The sequence below is a fragment of the Micromonospora sp. NPDC049374 genome (assembly GCF_040677165.1).
Lineage (GTDB): Bacteria > Actinomycetota > Actinomycetes > Mycobacteriales > Micromonosporaceae > Micromonospora.
On the sequence record NZ_JBFAQH010000001.1, the window covers coordinates 1 to 17163 of the forward strand.

Sequence of the window (17163 nt, forward strand, 5' to 3'; positions counted from 1 at the left end):
ATCATCTACTGGGCCGCGATCCTCCAGATGACCCGCCGCCACGCTCGTACCCGTACCACGAGCCCAGCCACATAGATCAGAAACAGGCTCTATAGCGTGGGATGCCTAGGCCGTCGGAGAAAGGCGGACCATGACATCCCCATCTGTTTCGTTGTCCCGACGCGGGCTGCTCGCCGGCACCGCGGTCGCCTCGGCCGCAGCCGTCACCGCAACCGTCGTCGCCTCACCCGCCGGGGCGGCCGCCCCGGTCCACCCGGCAGCATCGGTGGTCACCCGCGACGGGATCGCCACCGCACGACTGGCCGTACCGGCGGCCCTGCAACCAGACCTGCACGAGCGGCTGGGCGCCTGGTTGGCGTTCTGGTCGGCGAATTCACCGCGTCGTTGGAGTGTGCCGACCGAGGTGGTCGGCGCGGCCGACGCCGCCGGGGCGGCGTTCACCCTGCGCGCCATCCGGGTGGTGGTGGACGATCGGCCGCTCGACGCGTTCCTCGCCGGCCGAGCCGACCGCGCGCACCTGGGCACCCTGGCCAGCCTGCACCACCACTTCGGCCAGGTGAGCGTCGCCGCCGACGGTGGGCTGCGCGTGGTCGACGCTGCGGCCGGGTTCACCGGCTCAGCCGAGCAGGTCGCGTTCGCGGTCGCGGCGTGCCGCGAGCTGTGGGGCGTGCGTACCGCCGGTGCCACGACGTGGCGCCACCAGGTGGGCCGTCTCGACGCCGCCTCCCGTTCCGGCTGGGCGGCCTTCACCAGGGCGGCACTGCGTCGCGGGCTACGTACCGACACCTACTGAACGAACCGGAGGAAACACCATGGCACGCCACGAGTTCCGCTTCGTGGTCGACGGCGTCGACCTCACATCCGAGCAGCAGAGCCAGATCGCCGGTGAGATCCAGAAGGCCGGCCTGGCCGCGCTCTCGGTCGCCGGTACCAAGCTCAGCAACCCACTCGCCCTCGGCCACGCCAACCTGCGGCTGCGGCCCGAGTGGTACGGCCTGTGGGTGATCGACGGTCCGTTCGCCCAGGATCTCGGCGAGAAGATCAACGACATCGGCTTCTGGTTGCAGAAGTGACCCGACCGCCGCAGGGGCCGGCCCCGTCGGGGGCGGGGGAGCGGATGTGCCCGAGTACGCCCGCGGGCAACGCCACGGTCTTCCTCGGCATGATCACTCCGGCGGGCCGGGTCGCGTACGTCACCCCGGCCCTGCCCGCCGAGGTGGCCGTCGCGGCGGCGGCGGAGGCGGACGTCCCGGTGGAGGCCCGCTACCGGCTCGCCGGTCCCTGCGTCACCAGCCAGTGCGGCTTCTGGACCGGTGACCACTGCGGGCTCGGCGAACGCCTCGTCGCGTCGTACGCGCAGACCGCCGGCGAACCGGAGGTGGAACTACCCCGTTGCGCCATCCGGCGCACCTGCCGCTGGTTCGCCGAACAGGGGCCGGCCGCCTGCGCCGCCTGCGCCCACGTGGTCACCGACGCCCGCTGAGCCGCGACGCCACGAGGTGTCGGCCCGGTCGGCTACCGTCGGTTGCCATGGGCGTGCGGGCGGGCGGATTCATGATCGGGCGGGATCATCCGGCCGGTCTGTTGCGGGCCGAGGTCGACCGGGCCAGCGCCAGCCACGGGGGGCTGGTTCTGGTCGCCGGTGAGCCCGGCATCGGCAAGACGACCCTGGTGACCGCCGCCGCCGACGAGGCCCGTCGACAGGGTGCACTGGTGCTCGGTGGTGCCTGCTGGGATTCGGCGAGCGCCCCCGGCTACTGGCCCTGGACGCAGGTGCTGCGCCGGCTGCGTCGGTCGTCGGAGGACTGGGCGGTGGCCCGGGAGTCGGCCGAGCCGGCGCTCGCCCTGCTGCTCGGTGAGGCGAACTTTCCGGCGCCGGGCGGCGCCCGCGGTGACGCGAGTCCTCTGGTGCCGGGCACCGCCGGCGGTGACGCGAGCTCTCTGGTGCCGGGCACCGCCGGCGGTGACGCGAGCTCTCTGGTGCCGGGCACCGCTCACGGTGAGGCGGGCTTTCTGGTGTCGGGCACCGCCGACGGTGCGGCGGGTCCTCTGCTGCCAGGCGGCGTCCGTGGTCAGGGCAGCGTCCTGCCGCCGGTCCGCGGCGAGGGCGATGCGGCCGAGCAGGAGGCGTTCGCGCTCTACGACGCGGTCACCACCGCGCTGGTCGCGGTCTCGCAGCGCCGGCCGGTCATGGTGATCCTCGACGACCTGCACTGGGCCGACCCGGCGTCGATGCGACTGCTGCGGTTCGCCGCCCAGCACACCTGGTTCGAGCGGCTGCTGCTCGTCGGCACCTACCGCGACGCCGAGGTGGAGGCCGCCGACCATCCGCTACGGCCGCTGCTGATGTCGCTGATGGCCAAGGCCACCACGATCAGCCTCAGCGGCCTGACCCGGGACGAGGTCGGCGAGTTGATGACCCGTACCGCCGGTCGGACGCCCGACGCCAACTGCCTCGACGACGTGCACCGGCGTACCGGCGGCAACCCCTTCTTCGTGGAGCAGACCGCCCGGCTCTGGCACGCCGACGGTGGGCTGGCCACCATCCCTCCCGGCGTACGGGAGGTGGTGCGGCGGCGGCTGGACCACCTGCCCGCCATGGTGGCCGAAGCGCTCACCGTCGCCGCCGTGCTGGGGCGCGAGTTCCACGGCGAGGTTCTCGCGGTCAGTGTCGGCCTGCCCCCGCCCCGGGTCGGTGAGTTGCTGGAGGTCGCGGTCACCGGGCGACTGCTGCTCGGCCTGGGGGACGGCCGGTACGCCTTCGTGCACGACCTGGTCCGCGAGACGCTCTACGACGCGTTGACCGAGGACGACCGCAGAGCGCGGCACGCCGCCGTGGTGCGGGCCGTCGAGGAGTACGACACGCTGGGCCAGCTGCTGATCCCGGCCGATGTGGCCCGCCACGCGTGGCTCGCCGGTGCGCATCTGGACGCGTTCCGCGTCACCGAGCTGCTGCTCGATGCCGCCCGGGACGCCCGGTGCCGGCTGGCGCTGGAGGAGTCCACCGTTCACCTCCGACGGGCGCTGGAGGTGGTCCGGGACGACCTCCAGCGAGTCAAGATCATGACGGCGTTGACCGATCAGCTTTTTCACTGCGGTGCCCGGGATGAGGCGCGTCAGCTGCTGAGCGACGCCACGGCGCTGGCCCTGACGGTCGACGACCAGGCGACGCTGGCCCGGTTCGCGCTCAACGTGCGTCGCCACTGGCAACTCGAGCCGGTACCCGGCATCGACGGCGAGGCGCTGCTGCGGGAGGCGTACCGGCGGCTCATCGGCGAACCCGACGACAGCGCCGGGCCGGCCGTCCTCGAAGCGGACCTGATCACCGCCACCGAGACGCTCGCCCGGTCGACGCGGGACGACGAGGCGCTCACCTTCAGCCTGTGGGTGCGACACGACTCCACCTGGGGGTTGGGCACCGCCCCCGAACGGGCCGCGCTCACCGGCGAGATCCGCGACGTCGCACGCCGCAACGGGGACCGGGAGACAGAGTTGTGGTCCACCTCCCTGCGCTGGGTCGCGTTGCTGGAACTCGGTGACCCGCACTACCTCGACGAACTCACCGCCTTCGTCACCGGTGGACGGCAGACCGGCAAGCCCCGGCACCGGATGGCGGCGGCCATCGACGGCGGCATCATCGGCGCCTTCCGAGGCGACTTCGCCGGTGCGGAGGCGTGCTACGCCGAACTCGGTGAGCTGGACGAATGGGAACACGCCGACCACGCCTTCCTCGGGCACCACCTGCGCTGGGCGTTGCTGCTGCTGCGGGGCCGACTCGACGACGCCGACGCGTTGCTCGACGGGCTCACCGCGGCCGATCATCCGCACCTCGGCCTGCTGCGGGCGATCACCGCCGCCGAACGCGGTGACCACCGCACGGCGGCCGACCTCGCCGCGGAACTCGAAGCCGCGGGTACCCGGTTCGCCGGGTCGATCTCGCCGATGTGGTTGCGGGCGCGTGCCCAGGCAACGGTCGCCGACCCGAGCCGCTGCGCCGAGGTCCGGCAGGCCCTGCTGCCGTACCGGGGCCAGTGGCTCGTCTCGCTGTACGGCTGCGACCTCAGTGGCCCGGTGGATCACTGGCTCGCCGTGGTCGACGCCGCCGAGCAGCGCTGGGACGACGCCGTCGCCGGTTTCTCCGCCGCCCGCGCCGCCGCTGACCGGATGGGTGCCCGCCCCTGGTCGCTGATCGCCCGGGCCGCGCTCGCCGACGCGCTGACCGCTCGTGGCGGCCCGGGTGACGCCACGAGCGCCGCCGCCCTGCGCGCCGATGCCGAGCGTGAGGCCCGCGAACTCGACCTGCCGCAGATCCTGGCCCGACTCGCCGCCGTCGCGCCGGCCCTGCCGGCCACCGAGGCACCCGAGCGGTCCGCCGAGGCAGACCCGGCGGCCGGCTCGGCCACGGCCGACAGGTCGACGACGGGCACAGCGACGGCGGGCTCGGCGGCGGGCACAGCGAGGGTTGGCTCTGCGGCGACCGACGGGACGGCGGGGTTGGTGGCGGCCGGCTCGGCCACGGCCGGCGGAGCGGCGGCGGGCACTGCGGCGGCTGGCTCTGCGATGGCGGGTCGAGCGGCGGGGTTGGCGGCTGGCCCGGCGGGGACGGCCACAGCCGGGTGGGCGTCGGACGGGTCGGCCGTGGGGTCGGTGCCAGCCGGTACGGCCGGCAACGGTGGTGCGGTGGGCCCGGCGTACGAGTTCCGGCGCGAGGGTGCCGTCTGGCGACTCACCTTCGACGGCAGCACGGTTCATCTACCCGACGCCAAGGGGCTGCACGACCTGCGACTGCTGCTCGGCTACCCGGGCGTCGACGTACCCGCGGTCGAACTACTCGACCCGGCCGCCGGGCCGGAACTCGTCGCCGCCCGCCGGATGGGTGGCGATCAGGTGCTCGACGACGAAGCGAAGAACCGCTACCGCCGCCACCTGGAACGGCTCGACGACGAGATCGATCTGGCGGCCGGGCGCGGCGACGAGGGCAGGGTGGCGGCGCTGGAGGCTGAGCGGCAGGCGTTGATCGACCAGTTGCGGGCCGCCGCCGGGCTGGCCGGACGTACCCGTCGGCTCGGTGACGAGGCGGAACGGGCCCGCAAGACAGTCACCGCCCGCATCCGCGACACGTTGCGCCGTCTCGACCAGCGGCACCCACCCCTCGCCACCCACCTGCGCGCCACGGTCTCCACCGGCACCGCCTGCCGCTACCTCCCACCCACCCCCCTCCCCTGGCACCTCTAACCCCACCCCACCCCAACCCCCCCACCCACCAACCCCAACCCCCCACCCACCAACCCCCACCCACCCACCAACCCCCACCCACCCACCCACCCACTTCGATGAGTTGATCATGAGGTTAGCGGCGTATTCGATCTCTATGGGTGCCGCTAACCTCATGATCAACGAGGCCGGGCCGGGTGGGGTGGGGCGAGGTCGGGCGGGGTGGTGGGGCGGGGTGGGAGAGGAGGGGTTAGCGGCGGTTGTAGCGGTACATGGTCAGGGTGCCGAAGACCACGATGAAGGCGGCGCTCCAGAGCACGATCCACATCATCGCCGAGGCGTCCGTGGTGCCGGCCATCGCCGCGCGTACCGACGAGACCAGGTGCGTGATCGGATTTGCCTTGACGAACGCCTGGAGCCAGCCGGGCATGGTGGACGGGTCGACGAAGACGTTGCTCAGGAACGTCAGCGGGAACAGCACCATCATGCTGACCCCCATCACCGACTTCTCGCTGCGCAGGATCAGCCCGAAGAACGTCCACACCCAGGAGAACGCGAAGGAGAAGACCACCAGCAGGCCGATCCCGGCGAGGACGCCGAGCACGCCACCGTCGGGGCGGAAGCCGAGCACCAGCCCGACGGTGAGGATCACCAGCGCGGCGAGGATGTAGCGCAGCACGTCGCCGACGATCATGCCGACCAGCGCGGCGGGTCGCCAGACCGGCAGCGTCCGGAACCGGTCGAAGACGCCCTTCTCGATGTCGGTGTTCAACCCGACACCGGTGTACATGGTGATCATCACGACGCTTGTCACCATGATGCCCGGCAGGAAGAACTGCAGGTAGTCACGGGGACTGTCGGCGAGCGCGCCACCGAACAGGTACGTGAACATCAGCACCATGATGATCGGGAACGCGGTCACGTCGAAGAGTTGCTCCGGGACGTGCTTGATCTTCAGCAGAGCGCGCCAGCTGAAGGTGAGCGACGCCGACAGCGGGCTCGGCCGCGGCGGTCGCGCGCCCGGCGCGAGGACCGTCGCGAGCGCCTCCGACGAGGGTACGAAGACCGTCGGCGCCCGGCCGGTCGAGGTGGCGGTGTCGCTGCTCATCGGGCTGCCTCCAGCTCGTCGTCCCGCTCGTCGGTGGCCGGCACTGCGGGGTGGTCGGTCAGGGCCAGGAAGACCTCGTCGAGGCTCGGCTGGCCGAGGGAGAAGTCGTCGACCACGATCCCCGCCCGGGACAGCTCGCCCAGTGCCCGGGCGGCCTGCGCGCTGGCGTCCAGTTCGCTGCCGTCGCCGCCGACGCGAGCGGTGATCGCCACCGGGTCGGCCTCCAACTGGACCGGCACGCTCAGCGTCGCCTGCAACACCCGTTCGGCCTCGGGTCGCTGGTCGGCGTTGCGCAGCCGCAGGTGGACCGTGCCGGAGCCGACCGATGACTTCAACTCGCCCGGGGTGCCCTCCGCGATCACCCGGCCGTGGTCGACCACCGCGATCCGGCTGGCCAGCTTGTCGGCCTCGTCCAGGTACTGAGTGGTCAGCAGCACGGTCGTGCCGTGCGCGACCACCGCCCGGACGATCTCCCACACCTGGTTACGGCTGCGGGGATCGAGCCCCGTCGTCGGCTCGTCGAGGAAGAGCAGGTCGGGGGTGTTGAGGATGCTCGCCGCGATGTCGATGCGTCGCCGCATGCCGCCCGAGTACTTCTTCACCTGCCGCCCGGCCGCCTCGGTCAAGCCGAACGCGGCGAGCAGCTGCTCCGCCCGTTGCCGGGCGGCGGACTTGGGCAGCCCGAGCAGCCGGCCCAGCAGGATGAGGTTCTCCGTGCCGGTCAGGTCCTCGTCCACCGAGGCGTACTGGCCGGTCAGGCTGACCCGGGCGCGTACCGCGTCGGCCTCGGCGACCACGTCGTGACCGAACACCCGGGCCTGCCCGCCGTCCGGGCGTAGCAGGGTGGCCAGCACGCGTACCGCGGTGGTCTTGCCGGCCCCGTTCGGACCGAGCAGCCCGTACACGGCGCCGGCCGGAACCTGGAGGTCGATGCCGGCGAGCGCGCGGGTCTCGCCGAACGACCGGGTCAGACCCTCGGCCTCGATGGCGAGGCCGGTGGTGCGTCTACTCATGATTGCGAAGTGTCCTTCCATTCGTCACGCCGATGAGCCGGGCCGCCGTGACCCGGCGACCCACCACACCCCACGGGTACGACAGAATGCTCCGTTCCGTGGCCGCCCGCCAGCTACAACGACGCTGCCCGGCGGGAGTGGTCGGCTCACCCCACAGGCGCGAGACGGCGGACGGCCGCCGCTAGATCAGATCTAGCGGCGGCCGTCCCGACACCCGGCACCCGCCCCTACCGGCAGTGCTCCGGTTCCACTGCCGGCCCCCGTTACCAGGCGGTGTCGAGCCGGTGCCGTTGCTCGGGCGTCAGTTCCAGGTCCACGGCGGCGAGGCTCTCGTTCAGCTGGGCCACCGAGGAGGCTCCCACCAGCGGGATGGTGGGGATGTCGCCGTCGATCAGCCAGGCCAGCACCACCTGGTTGGCCGTCGCGCCCGTCTGCTCCGCGACCTCGCGCAGCGCGGCCAGCCGCACCGGCGCGCTCGGCAGGTCGTACTCCGGCCCCAGCGGCTTGTCGTCGCGGACGTAGGCACCCCACAGCAGTGACCCGTACGACACCAGGGTCAGGCCGGGCTCGGCGCGCAGGTAGCTGGTCAGTTCGCCGCCGGCGGCGCCCACGTTGCCGTCGATGTCGATGTCGGCCGGCCCGTCCAGTCGGGCGGGCAGGTAGCTTCGGTGGTACTGGAGCACCTCGTAACCGGGCAGACCGGCCGCGGCGGCCAACGCTCGGGCCCGTTCCACCCGCCAGGTGCGGTGGTTGCTCGCGCCGAGCAGCCCCACGGTGCCCTCGGCGACCAACTCGGCGAAGCCCTCCACGGTCTCCCGCAGCGGCACCCGGTGATCCTCGATGTGGGCGTAGAGCAGGTCCAGCCGCTCCACGCCGAGTTGTTCCCGGCTGCGTTCGGCGGACTCCCGGATCACCTTGGCCGACAGCCCCTCCGGGTTGTCCAGGTAGCTGGTGCCGGGGGCCAGCGGCCGGGCGCCGAGCTTCGTGGCGATGACGATCTCGTCGCCGATGCCCCGGCTGCGCCGCCACCGACCCAGCAACTCCTCGCTCTCGCCTCCCTGCCCGCCGGTCATCCAGAACGCGTAGTTGTCCGACGTGTCGATGAAGGTGCCGCCGGCCTCGACGAACCGGTCGAGGATCGCGTAGGAGGTGGCCCCGTCGGTCTTGGTGCCGAACAGCATCGCCCCGAGGCTGAGCACGCTTACCTCGCGGCGGGTACGCGGGTCGCTGCCGATCGTGCGGTACCGCATGGAAACTCCTCTCGTGCGCCCGAACAGATGGACGCGGCACCAGCCTGCGTCTTCGAGCGCACTCGAGGTCAACCCCTTGACCCTCCCCGCTTGGCCGAAGGTCCATCGACGGTGACACCTGAGCCGGGTGCGGACCGGCAGCCCCACCCATACGGTGTGTTCCTGTCCGATGTCACCGAGTAGAGGAGCCGCCCTGTGCCACAGCTGCCGGACCTGCCATTCGGTTTGGAGTACGCGGCACTCGGCCTCTTCCTGGTGGCCGTGCTCGTCGGGGTGGTCCAGCAGTTCTTCGCCGACTGGATCAGATCCCTGCTGGCCCGGCTGTGGGGGATCGTCGCCGGCCGACGACGCGGCATCCGGGCGGACGAGTGGCACCGCTACCGTGCCTGGGTCGCCCGCACCTACAACCGGATGGAACTCGGCTTCCTCCGGGACGTCTCGGTCACGCTTGACGAGGTGTACGTGCCGTTGGAGTACGAACAGGACGGCCGGCGGGTCGACGTCTACCGCGACGTCCAGGGCCGCCGACGGACGGTGATCCTGGGTGCGGCGGGGGCGGGTAAGTCGATGCTGCTGCGACACTCGATGGTGCGGTGGGCGGCGGAGCCCGAGCGGTTCGAGCGGGTACCGGTGCTGGTGGAGCTGTCCCGGTCCAATCGGGACGGACGCACGATCCGGCAACTGATCGCGGAGGCCCTCGGCCGGCTCGACGACGAACCGGGGAGCCGCCGCCGGCATCGTCGCGCCCGTCCGCTCGTCGCCGACGCGGAGCAGGTCGTCGAGGTGGCGTTGATCAGTGGCCGACTCTGTGTGTTCCTCGACGGGCTCGACGAGGTGGTCACCGAGCGGCGTGGCGCGGTCGCCGAGGACATCAAGGAGTTCGCCGAGCGTCATCCGACGACGCAGGTGGTGGTCACCTGCCGGGACGCGGTCTACGACGGTGACCTGCGGCCGGTCTTCGACCGGGAGGTCCGGGTGGCCGGCTTCGACGACGCCGGGATCCGGCATTTCCTGCGGCTCTGGTTCACCCGACGGCGCGGCGCGGAGCAGCACGCGGCCGGGCGGGAGCGCGACGAGGTGTCGGCCGATCCCCGGCACAGCGTGGAGCAACTCCTGGCGGAACTGCGGTCGAGCCCGACGGTGATGAGGCTGGCCCGCAGCCCGCTCATGCTCACCATGATCAGCACGTTGTACGAGGCGGACGCCGGTGCCGGCCCGATGTTGACCAACTCGCGGGCGGAGTTCTACCAGCAGGCCGTCGAGCACCTGCTCCGTCGGGACCGGGATCTCGGCCGGCACCGCAACCTGGCCCGCTACCAGGCCGGCCACAAGCTCATGGCGTTGCGGGCGATCGCGCTGGCCGCGCAGGGTGGGCGGTCCCAGGGCACCGACCGCCGGGTGATCGGCGAGGCGGAGGTGTACGCCGAACTCGCCCGTATCCTGCCCCGCTTCCGCCTGGCCGAGGAGCACCTGCCGCGCATGGTCGACGAGATCGTGGAGCGCAGCGGGCTGTTGATCCGCATCGACGACAACAACCTGCTCTACGAGTTCGCCCACCTGACGTTGCAGGAGTACCTGGCGGCGGTGGAACTCGCGGACGATCCCGAGCGGCTGCTCGGGCTCTACCGGCAGAACCCGGGCCGGTGGCGGGAGACGGTGAAGCTCTGGTGCGCCGGGGCCAACCGCGACGCCTCCGGCGTGGTCCGGCAGATCTTCGCCGGTGACGACCGGGACAAGCTGCTCGCCCTGGAGTGCGTCGCCGAGGCCCGGCAGATCGACGAGAGACTCGCCTCGACCATCGTGGACAGGCAGGTGCGGCTGCTCGGCAGGCCGGTGGCCGACAGGCATCTGGTGCTGGCGGCGCTCGGTGCGGTGGCCGGCAATCCGGGGCCGTTCGGTCAGCGGCTGTTCGACAGCCTTTCGCAACAGGCGCGGTCTGGCGGCCAGGTGGCCGAGGACGCCGTGGTGGCCCTCGCCGAGTCCCGCCGTCGCGAGGCTATCGAGCTGCTCAGTGAGATGGCGGTACGGGTACCGGCGGCTCGTACGGCGTTGCGGGCCACCGGTGAGCTGGCTATCCCGACGTTGGCCGCCCGGGCCGGTGCCGGCTCGGTGGCGGCCGTCGACGACCTGGCCGCCGTCGGCACTCCCGCCGCCGCGGTGGCCCTGGCGGAACAGTTGTGGGCGCGAGACCCGAAGGTCGCCGTACGCGCGGCGTGGCGGCTGGCCGTCCTGGTCGGCGCGCCGGACGTGGCGAACGAACTGCGCACCTTCGACCCCACGGCGGTGGAGGCCGCGTCCGTCGCCGCCGAGGCGGCGCGGCTGACCGACCGGCGATCGGGACGGGTGCCGGGCGCGGAGTGGTGCGACTGGCTGTGGGCGCCCTTCGAGCCGGGTACCACAATGGCCCGGACGATGGGCCGCCTCGGCTGGCTGATCCTTGAGTCGACGGACGACGCGCCGAGTGATCTCGGCAGGGTCGACGTACGTCTCGCGATCGGCCTCGTCGCGAAGCCCGGCACGTTCGACGGCCGTAAGGTGCCCAAGGAACTGACCGAGGAGCTGAGCCGTGCGGCGCACAGCTACGAACGGCTGCTCTCCGGTGCCTTCGGCACGTACGAGATTCGCGCCATGCTCGACCTGGTGGTCCGGCGGGAGCCCGAGGCGGCACGCGACATCGCGGTGCGGGCGCTGGCGCATCGGATGTCCGGCTGGCGGGCGGCGCTGCTGACCAGCCTCCCCACGCCGGTGCTGGCGGAGTTGGCCGGTCGACTGTGGAACAGCACCGACCTCGACGCCGACCTGCGGGACTGGCGGACGCTCAACGAGCGGCCGGAGGCGCCCACGGTCCTGACCTTCCTACGCAACGTCGCCGTGACACTCGGGGTGCTGGCCGGCGTGGCCCTGGTCGGCATCGCGATCACGCGCTCGGTCGGCACGTGGATCGGCTGGTGGGCGTGGGGGACGAAGGAAATGGCGGCCCTCGTGCTGGTGTGCACGGTAGCTTTCGTCATCTCCTTCCTGGTCGCACTGTTCATGCCGGCCGACCACGACCTGCTTTGGGTACCCTCCGTCGTCCTGATGCTCAGCGGGGTCGGGCTGGCCGGCGTGGGAGCGCCTGCCGCGGTCGCGACCGTGGCCGGTTGGCTGGGCGTCGTTTACACCGTCGTCTCGGGTGTGGCGCTGGTGGGCGCGATCGTCGTGCTGGTGCGCTGGACCAGCCGCCGGGAGCGGGCGTTGCGCAACCCGTACCGGGCCCTGCTCGACCGGGCGCCCACGGCCCGTACCGCCGCACAGACCGTGATCGGTCGTCAGACCGCCAGTGGTAGCGGCCGAGCGCGGCAGGCGGTCAAGACCGGCGGCTGACCGGTACCGTGCTCGGATCAGCGTCGGCGCAGCGCGGTGGAGGTGAGGCGGTAGCCGATGGTCTGCTCGACCAAGCGCTCGACCAGGTCCGCCTTGCGTAGCCCGCCGACGCCGCGCAACCCCAGCTCCGCGGCGAGGTCCCGCAGGTCACGGAGCGGCCAGGGGGAGAGGTACGCGGTGCCGTCGGCGCGGTTGGTCATCGTCGCCAGCCGGTCGACGGCACCGGTCAGGTCGTCCCGGCTACTCATGTCGACCCTCCGCTGCGCTGCGGGCCGCCATGAGGCACCACGCGCAGAGTTGATGATTCGCTCGCTCATGACGGCTGCCGGTCCGGTTGGAGATGGTCGAGGAACTCGGTGGCGAGGCGGCGCAGTTCGTCGCGTACGGCGGGTACCGTGACGCGGTCGCGCAGCACCACGGGCACGCCGCGCGGGGTGTTCGTCGCGTAGAGCGTGACGTTCTCCCGCAGCGCGGTGGGGAAGACCGGCAGGCCCAGGTTGCGGACCTGGTCCATGTAGCTCTGGTGGGTGGCGATGGGTTGCTGCGACAGCAACTGGATCATCGTGAAGACCACGCCGGCCACGCCGGGGGCGACCTTCTGGTGCCGGCGTACGGTGGCGAACCGGCGGGCGTCGGCGTTGTACTGCTCGACCAGCTCCCGCACGTTGCCGTGCAGGTAGTCGATGCCCAGAGTGGACAGGTAGTCGGCTCGGGCCGGGATGACCAGGTGGTCGCTGGCGATGATGGCCGACTGGGTGACCACGTTGAAGTTCGGCGGGCAGTCGATCAGCACCATGTCGTACGGGTCGAGCCCGTCGGCGAGCAACCCTTCGGCGAGCGAGCCACGGACCCGGAACAGTTCGGCGTCGTACTCCTCGCCACCGGCGACGCTGCGAGCCAGGGCCAGGTCGATGTCCACCAGTTGCAGGTGCGACGCGATCAGGTCGAGCCGGCCGGCACCGGTGAGCCGGGCGTTCGCCGGGCCAGGCGACACCACGAGTTCACCGAGGGTGACCGACGGGCTGCCGTCGCGCAGGCCGTCGTACCACCGTTTCACGGTCCGGCTGTCGCGCAGCCGGTCCCGCCAGTCGTCCGGGTCGTAGAAGCCGAAGGTCAGACTTGCCTGCGGGTCGAGGTCGATGAGCAGCACCTTCATGCCTCGGTTGGCCAGTTCGGCACCGAGGTTGGCGGTCACCGTGGTCTTGCCGACCCCACCCTTGTAGTTGATCACGGACACGACGTACATCGACGTACCTCCCCAAGACGACTGACGGTAGCGGGCCGTCCGCCGGAAAGTCGATCATCCTCGGTTTGCACGTAACTACGTAAGTTCGTATTGTCGAACTATGGCGAGCGTGCAGGAGCGGTTGGCGGCACTTGAGGCGCAGGTCGCCGGGCTGGTCGAGCGGCTCGGCGGCACGGGCGGACCGACGCCGCCGCCGGAGGGGGTCTTCTGGGCGCTCGACGGGCTCAAACAGCGAGTGCCCGCCGAGAGCGCCGGTGCCGTGCTCTACACCGGCACGGTCCGCCTCGGCGGGCAGCACTACGACTGGCAGTACGGCCGGGGCGTCGAGGACCTGTTGGCCGACGACTGGGCCGACCTGCCGGCCGTCCTGTCCGCCCTGGCCCATCCGGTACGCCTGCGGCTGTTGCGCGAGATCCTCGGCGGCCGGCAGGGCACCGCCGAGCTGGCCGGGATCGAGGATCTCGGCACCACCGGCCAGCTGCACCACCACCTGCGCCAGCTCACCGCCGCCGGCTGGCTGCGCAGTGCCGGCCGGGGCCGGTACGCCATCCCCGCCGAGCGGGTGGTGCCGTTGCTGGCCATCCTCACCGCCGCCGGTCGTTGACCCCGGTCGCGCCGGGACCACCCCGGGGCCAGCATGTCGGCTGCGCGTCGGGCCGGCAGGAACGGAAGGAGCATCCATGCGTAAGACAATCGTCATCGTCCTCGTCGCCGGGGTGGTCGCCGGCCTGGCCGGGCTCGGCCTGATGCCCCGGCAACCCCGGCTGACCGCACAGACCACCGGCGACGCCGACCTCGCCGCCGCCGCCCGGGCCGTCGTGGACGACCCCGCCGGCTACCGTGGGCTCGCCGTCGCCCTGATCGACGGAGGTCAGGTCCGCACCGCCGGCCTCGGCGACCGCGACCGCGACGGCAACCCGGTCGAGTCGGACACCCCGTTCGAGATCGGATCGGTGCCCAAGGTGCTGACCGGCATGTTGCTGGCCCACCAGGCGGACGCCGGGGCGGTACGCCCCGACGACACCCTCGGCGCGACCTGGCCGGCGGTCACCGGTGCCGCCCGGGAGGTGACCCTGGCCGAACTGGCCAGCCACCGCTCCGGGCTGCCCCGGGTCGTGCTCAGCTCGGTCACCGACTGGGCGCGCCTGCTCTGGGCCAACTACGCGGCCGGCAACCCGTACGCCGGGCAGGACGTCGACCGGGTCCGCGCCGCCGCAAACGACCAGACACCCGGCGACGGCCGGGGCAAGGTCAGTTACTCGAACTTCGGCATGGCGCTGCTCGGCCAGGCCCTCGCGGCCGACGCCGGCACCGGCTATCCCGAGCTGCTCGACCGGGAACTGCTGACCCCGCTGGGCATGACCGCGACCATCCAGGTCACCGGCTCGGACGCGCTGCCGGCCGAGCGGGCCGAGGGTGCGACCGGCAGCGGTCGCACCCCGGACCCGTGGACCGGCACCGGATACGCCCCCGCTGGCATCGGTTACTGGTCCACCGTGGAGGATCTCGCCCGGCTCGTCGCGGCCACCGCCGCCGGCACCGCACCCGGTGCCGACGCCCGCGACCCGCGCTTCGACGACACCGAGCGCACCCGCATCGGGTACGGCTGGTTCACCACCCGCTACGGCGACCGCGAGATCACCTGGCACAACGGTGCCACCAGCGGCTTCCACTCGTACGTCGGCTTCGACCGGGCCACCGGCCGGGGCGTGGCGGTGCTTGGCAACACCGACCGGGGCGTCGAGCCGATCGGGTTGCGGCTGCTCGGCGTGCCCCGCGATCAGGCCGGCACCGCCTCGCCGGGGCGGCCCACCTGGATCGGCGTCGGGATCGCGCTGCTGTTCACCTTCATCGGTGGCCTGTCGCTGCTCGGCACCGCGCTGCGCGCCACGTCGGACCGGCTGACCGTGCTGTCCGGCGCCGTCTGGGCGGTGGTCTATCCGGCCCTGGGTCACCAGCTCGGTGACTGGTCGGCGGTGCCCGGATGGCTCTGGCCACTCGGGGTCGCGGCCTCCGGGGCCGGGCTGGCCCTCGCCGCGTTCCGGTGGCGAACCCTGCCGGTAAACGGTGCACCCCGGCCCTGGCTGCGGGTGGCGGCGACCGCCGGCTCGCTGGCCGCCGCCACGGCACTGACCGTCGCGCTGCTGTCTTGAACGGCGGCACGGGCCGGATGCCGGCGTCCTCGCTTGTCGACATGGGGCATGACGACCGAACGTCGCCCCGTATCGGCTGATCAGGCGCTGTGCGGTGACATCGAGATGTATCAGGATGGCGGGACGTCCGGCGCGCGGGGGTAGGGGAGCCGGACATCCACAGCGGAAGGACGTGGCACATCGTGGTGCCTTTCACCGGCAGGAAAGTGCTCGCTGCCATCGCAGCCGGCACGCTCCTGGGCACGACAGCGCTGGTAAGCCCGGCGTTGGCCAGCCCGAACAACAACTCGGCCAAGAAGCTGACCAAGGCGGTGACGGTCAAGGGGGTGCTCAAGCACCTCGACACCTTCCAGGCCATCGCCGACGCCAACGCCGGCACCCGCGCCTCCGGCACCCCGGGTTACGACGCCAGCGCCGACTACGTGGCCCGGCAGTTGAAGAAGGCCGGCTACCAGGTGACCCGGCAGCAGTTCGACTTCGCGTTCTACGAGGAGTTCGGCTCGTCGTTCGCCCAGGTGTCGCCGAGCCCGACCACGTACACCGAGGGCGTCGACTACGAGCTGATGAGCTACTCCGGCGACGGCACCGCCCAGGGAGCGGTCGTCCCGGTCGACCTCGCCCTCGACCCGCCGCGCGCCTCGTCCTCCGGCTGCGAGGCGAGCGACTTCGCCGGCGTCGACGTGGCCGGCAAGGTCGCGCTGATGCAGCGGGGCACCTGTGCGTTCGGCGACAAGGTGGTCAACGCCGAGGCGGCCGGCGCCGTCGGCGCGATCATCATGAATCAGGGCAACGGTACGCCGGAGGCCAACGCGGATCGCTACGACCTGTACGCCGGCACCCTCGGCGCCCCGGTCGGCATCCCGGCGGTCTCCGTGTCGTACTACAGCGGTGAGCAGTTCGCGGCCACCGACGGCCTGGTGCTGCGGATCGAGGCCGACACCACCTCGGAGATCCGCAGCACCGAGAACGTCTTCGCGCAGACCCGGCACGGCCGCACCGACAACGTGGTCATGGCCGGCGCACACCTCGACTCGGACCCGGCCGGGCCGGGCTACAACGACAACGGCACCGGCAGCGCGGCGCTGCTTGAGGTGGCGTTGCAGATGGCGAAGGTGAAGCCGAAGAACGCCGTCCGGTTCGCCTGGTGGGGCGCGGAGGAGGCGGGCCTGGTCGGCTCGCAGTACTACGTGGACAGCCTGACCGAGCAACAGATCGCGGACATCGCCCTCTACCTCAACTTCGACATGGTCGGCTCGCCGAACTACGTGTTCGGGGTGTACGACGGCGACGACTCCGCCGAGCAGGGCTCCGGCCCGGGTCCGGAGGGTTCGGCGGAGATCGAGAAGGTGTTCGAGAAGTTCTTCGCCTCCCGCAAGCTGCCCACCGTGCCGTCTGACTTCACCGGGCGCTCGGACTACGGCGCGTTCATCGCCGCCGGTGTCGACATTCCGGCCGGTGGCCTGTTCACCGGGGCCGAGGGCGTCAAGACGGAGGACGAGGTCGCGCTCTTCGGTGGGCTGGCCGGGGTCTCCTACGACCCTTGCTACCACCAGGCCTGCGACAGCCGTACGCCGGTCGCCGACGGCGGCGACGCCGACATCTACCAGGCGCTGGGCAAGAAGTACAAGCTGCAGGGCAACGTGAACGTCTTCGCGCTCGACGTCAACGCCGACGCCATCGCCACCGCTGTGATCACGTTCGCGTACGACACCTCGAAGGTGAACGGCGTGACGACGCCCGGCAAGGGCAAGGGTAAGCACGGCCACAAGCACGGTCATGGCCACAAGCACGGCCACCACTGGAGGTAACCGCTCGT

At 71.9% G+C, this 17163-nt stretch carries 12 protein-coding genes and 1 pseudogene; 8 read left to right on the forward strand and 5 right to left on the reverse strand.

All coding sequences use genetic code 11. The annotated features are described in order from the left end of the window. Positions 1-130: 130 nt before the first annotated feature. The 4 genes from AB0J93_RS00005 to AB0J93_RS00020 are packed head-to-tail and all read left to right on the forward strand — an operon-like array spanning position 131 to position 5235. Positions 131-793, forward strand: coding sequence for a hypothetical protein (locus tag AB0J93_RS00005; protein ID WP_363916515.1), 663 nt, complete (start codon positions 131-133; stop codon positions 791-793). A gap of 19 nt (positions 794-812) precedes the next feature. Then, on the forward strand, positions 813-1073 hold the full coding sequence (locus AB0J93_RS00010; RefSeq protein ID WP_093401959.1) for a hypothetical protein: 261 nt from the start codon (positions 813-815) through the stop codon (positions 1071-1073). Next, entirely contained in the window at positions 1070-1483 is a 414-nt protein-coding gene (locus AB0J93_RS00015; protein WP_363916517.1) for a hypothetical protein, read from the forward strand. The genes AB0J93_RS00010 and AB0J93_RS00015 overlap by 4 nt, the downstream gene beginning before the upstream one ends. Before the next feature lie 47 nt (positions 1484-1530). Beyond that, positions 1531-5235: an AAA family ATPase gene (locus AB0J93_RS00020; RefSeq protein ID WP_363916519.1), complete on the forward strand. Its 3705-nt coding sequence runs from the start codon at positions 1531-1533 to the stop codon at positions 5233-5235. Positions 5236-5464: 229 nt separating this feature from the next. Here the strand turns inward: AB0J93_RS00020 and AB0J93_RS00025 are convergent, their stop codons facing one another. From AB0J93_RS00025 to AB0J93_RS00035, 3 genes are all read right to left on the reverse strand, one after another. After that, positions 5465-6322 (reverse strand): ABC transporter permease, encoded by an 858-nt coding sequence (locus AB0J93_RS00025; RefSeq protein ID WP_203997644.1) that lies wholly within the window; start codon positions 6320-6322, stop codon positions 5465-5467. Next, on the reverse strand, positions 6319-7335 hold the full coding sequence (locus tag AB0J93_RS00030) for an ATP-binding cassette domain-containing protein (RefSeq protein WP_164449989.1): 1017 nt from the start codon (positions 7333-7335) through the stop codon (positions 6319-6321). Before AB0J93_RS00030 ends, AB0J93_RS00025 begins: the two co-directional genes overlap by 4 nt. Positions 7336-7598: 263 nt before the next feature. Further along, the gene (locus AB0J93_RS00035; RefSeq protein WP_363916522.1) at positions 7599-8585 is read right to left on the reverse strand and encodes an aldo/keto reductase; all 987 of its coding nucleotides are present in this window, start codon (positions 8583-8585) and stop codon (positions 7599-7601) included. A 195-nt stretch (positions 8586-8780) separates the two neighbouring features. Between AB0J93_RS00035 and AB0J93_RS00040 the strand changes: the two genes are divergently transcribed. After that, a complete protein-coding gene (locus AB0J93_RS00040) occupies positions 8781-11948 on the forward strand; it encodes an NACHT domain-containing protein (RefSeq protein WP_363916524.1) in 3168 nt (1055 codons plus the stop codon). A gap of 17 nt (positions 11949-11965) precedes the next feature. On the opposite strand, the gene AB0J93_RS00045 is transcribed toward AB0J93_RS00040, so the two are convergent. Then, positions 11966-12196 carry a Rho termination factor N-terminal domain-containing protein gene (locus AB0J93_RS00045; RefSeq protein WP_363916526.1) on the reverse strand — a complete coding sequence of 77 codons (231 nt, stop codon included), beginning with the start codon at positions 12194-12196 and terminating at the stop codon, positions 11966-11968. A 65-nt stretch (positions 12197-12261) separates the two neighbouring features. Beyond that, positions 12262-13194, reverse strand: a complete 933-nt coding sequence (locus AB0J93_RS00050; protein WP_363916528.1) for an AAA family ATPase — start codon at positions 13192-13194, stop codon at positions 12262-12264. 100 nt (positions 13195-13294) lie between these two features. Here AB0J93_RS00050 and AB0J93_RS00055 point away from each other — a divergent pair, with 100 nt between their 5' ends. The 3 genes and pseudogenes from AB0J93_RS00055 to AB0J93_RS00065 form a co-directional block, all read left to right on the forward strand. Then, on the forward strand, positions 13295-13798 hold the full coding sequence (locus AB0J93_RS00055) for a helix-turn-helix domain-containing protein (protein WP_363916530.1): 504 nt from the start codon (positions 13295-13297) through the stop codon (positions 13796-13798). 76 nt (positions 13799-13874) lie between these two features. Further along, positions 13875-15347 (forward strand): serine hydrolase domain-containing protein, encoded by a 1473-nt coding sequence (locus AB0J93_RS00060; protein WP_363916533.1) that lies wholly within the window; start codon positions 13875-13877, stop codon positions 15345-15347. Between the two features lie 356 nt (positions 15348-15703). Then, positions 15704-17029 (forward strand): annotated as a pseudogene (locus tag AB0J93_RS00065) (M28 family peptidase); the annotation flags it as partial. Between the last annotated feature and the right edge of the window lie 134 nt (positions 17030-17163).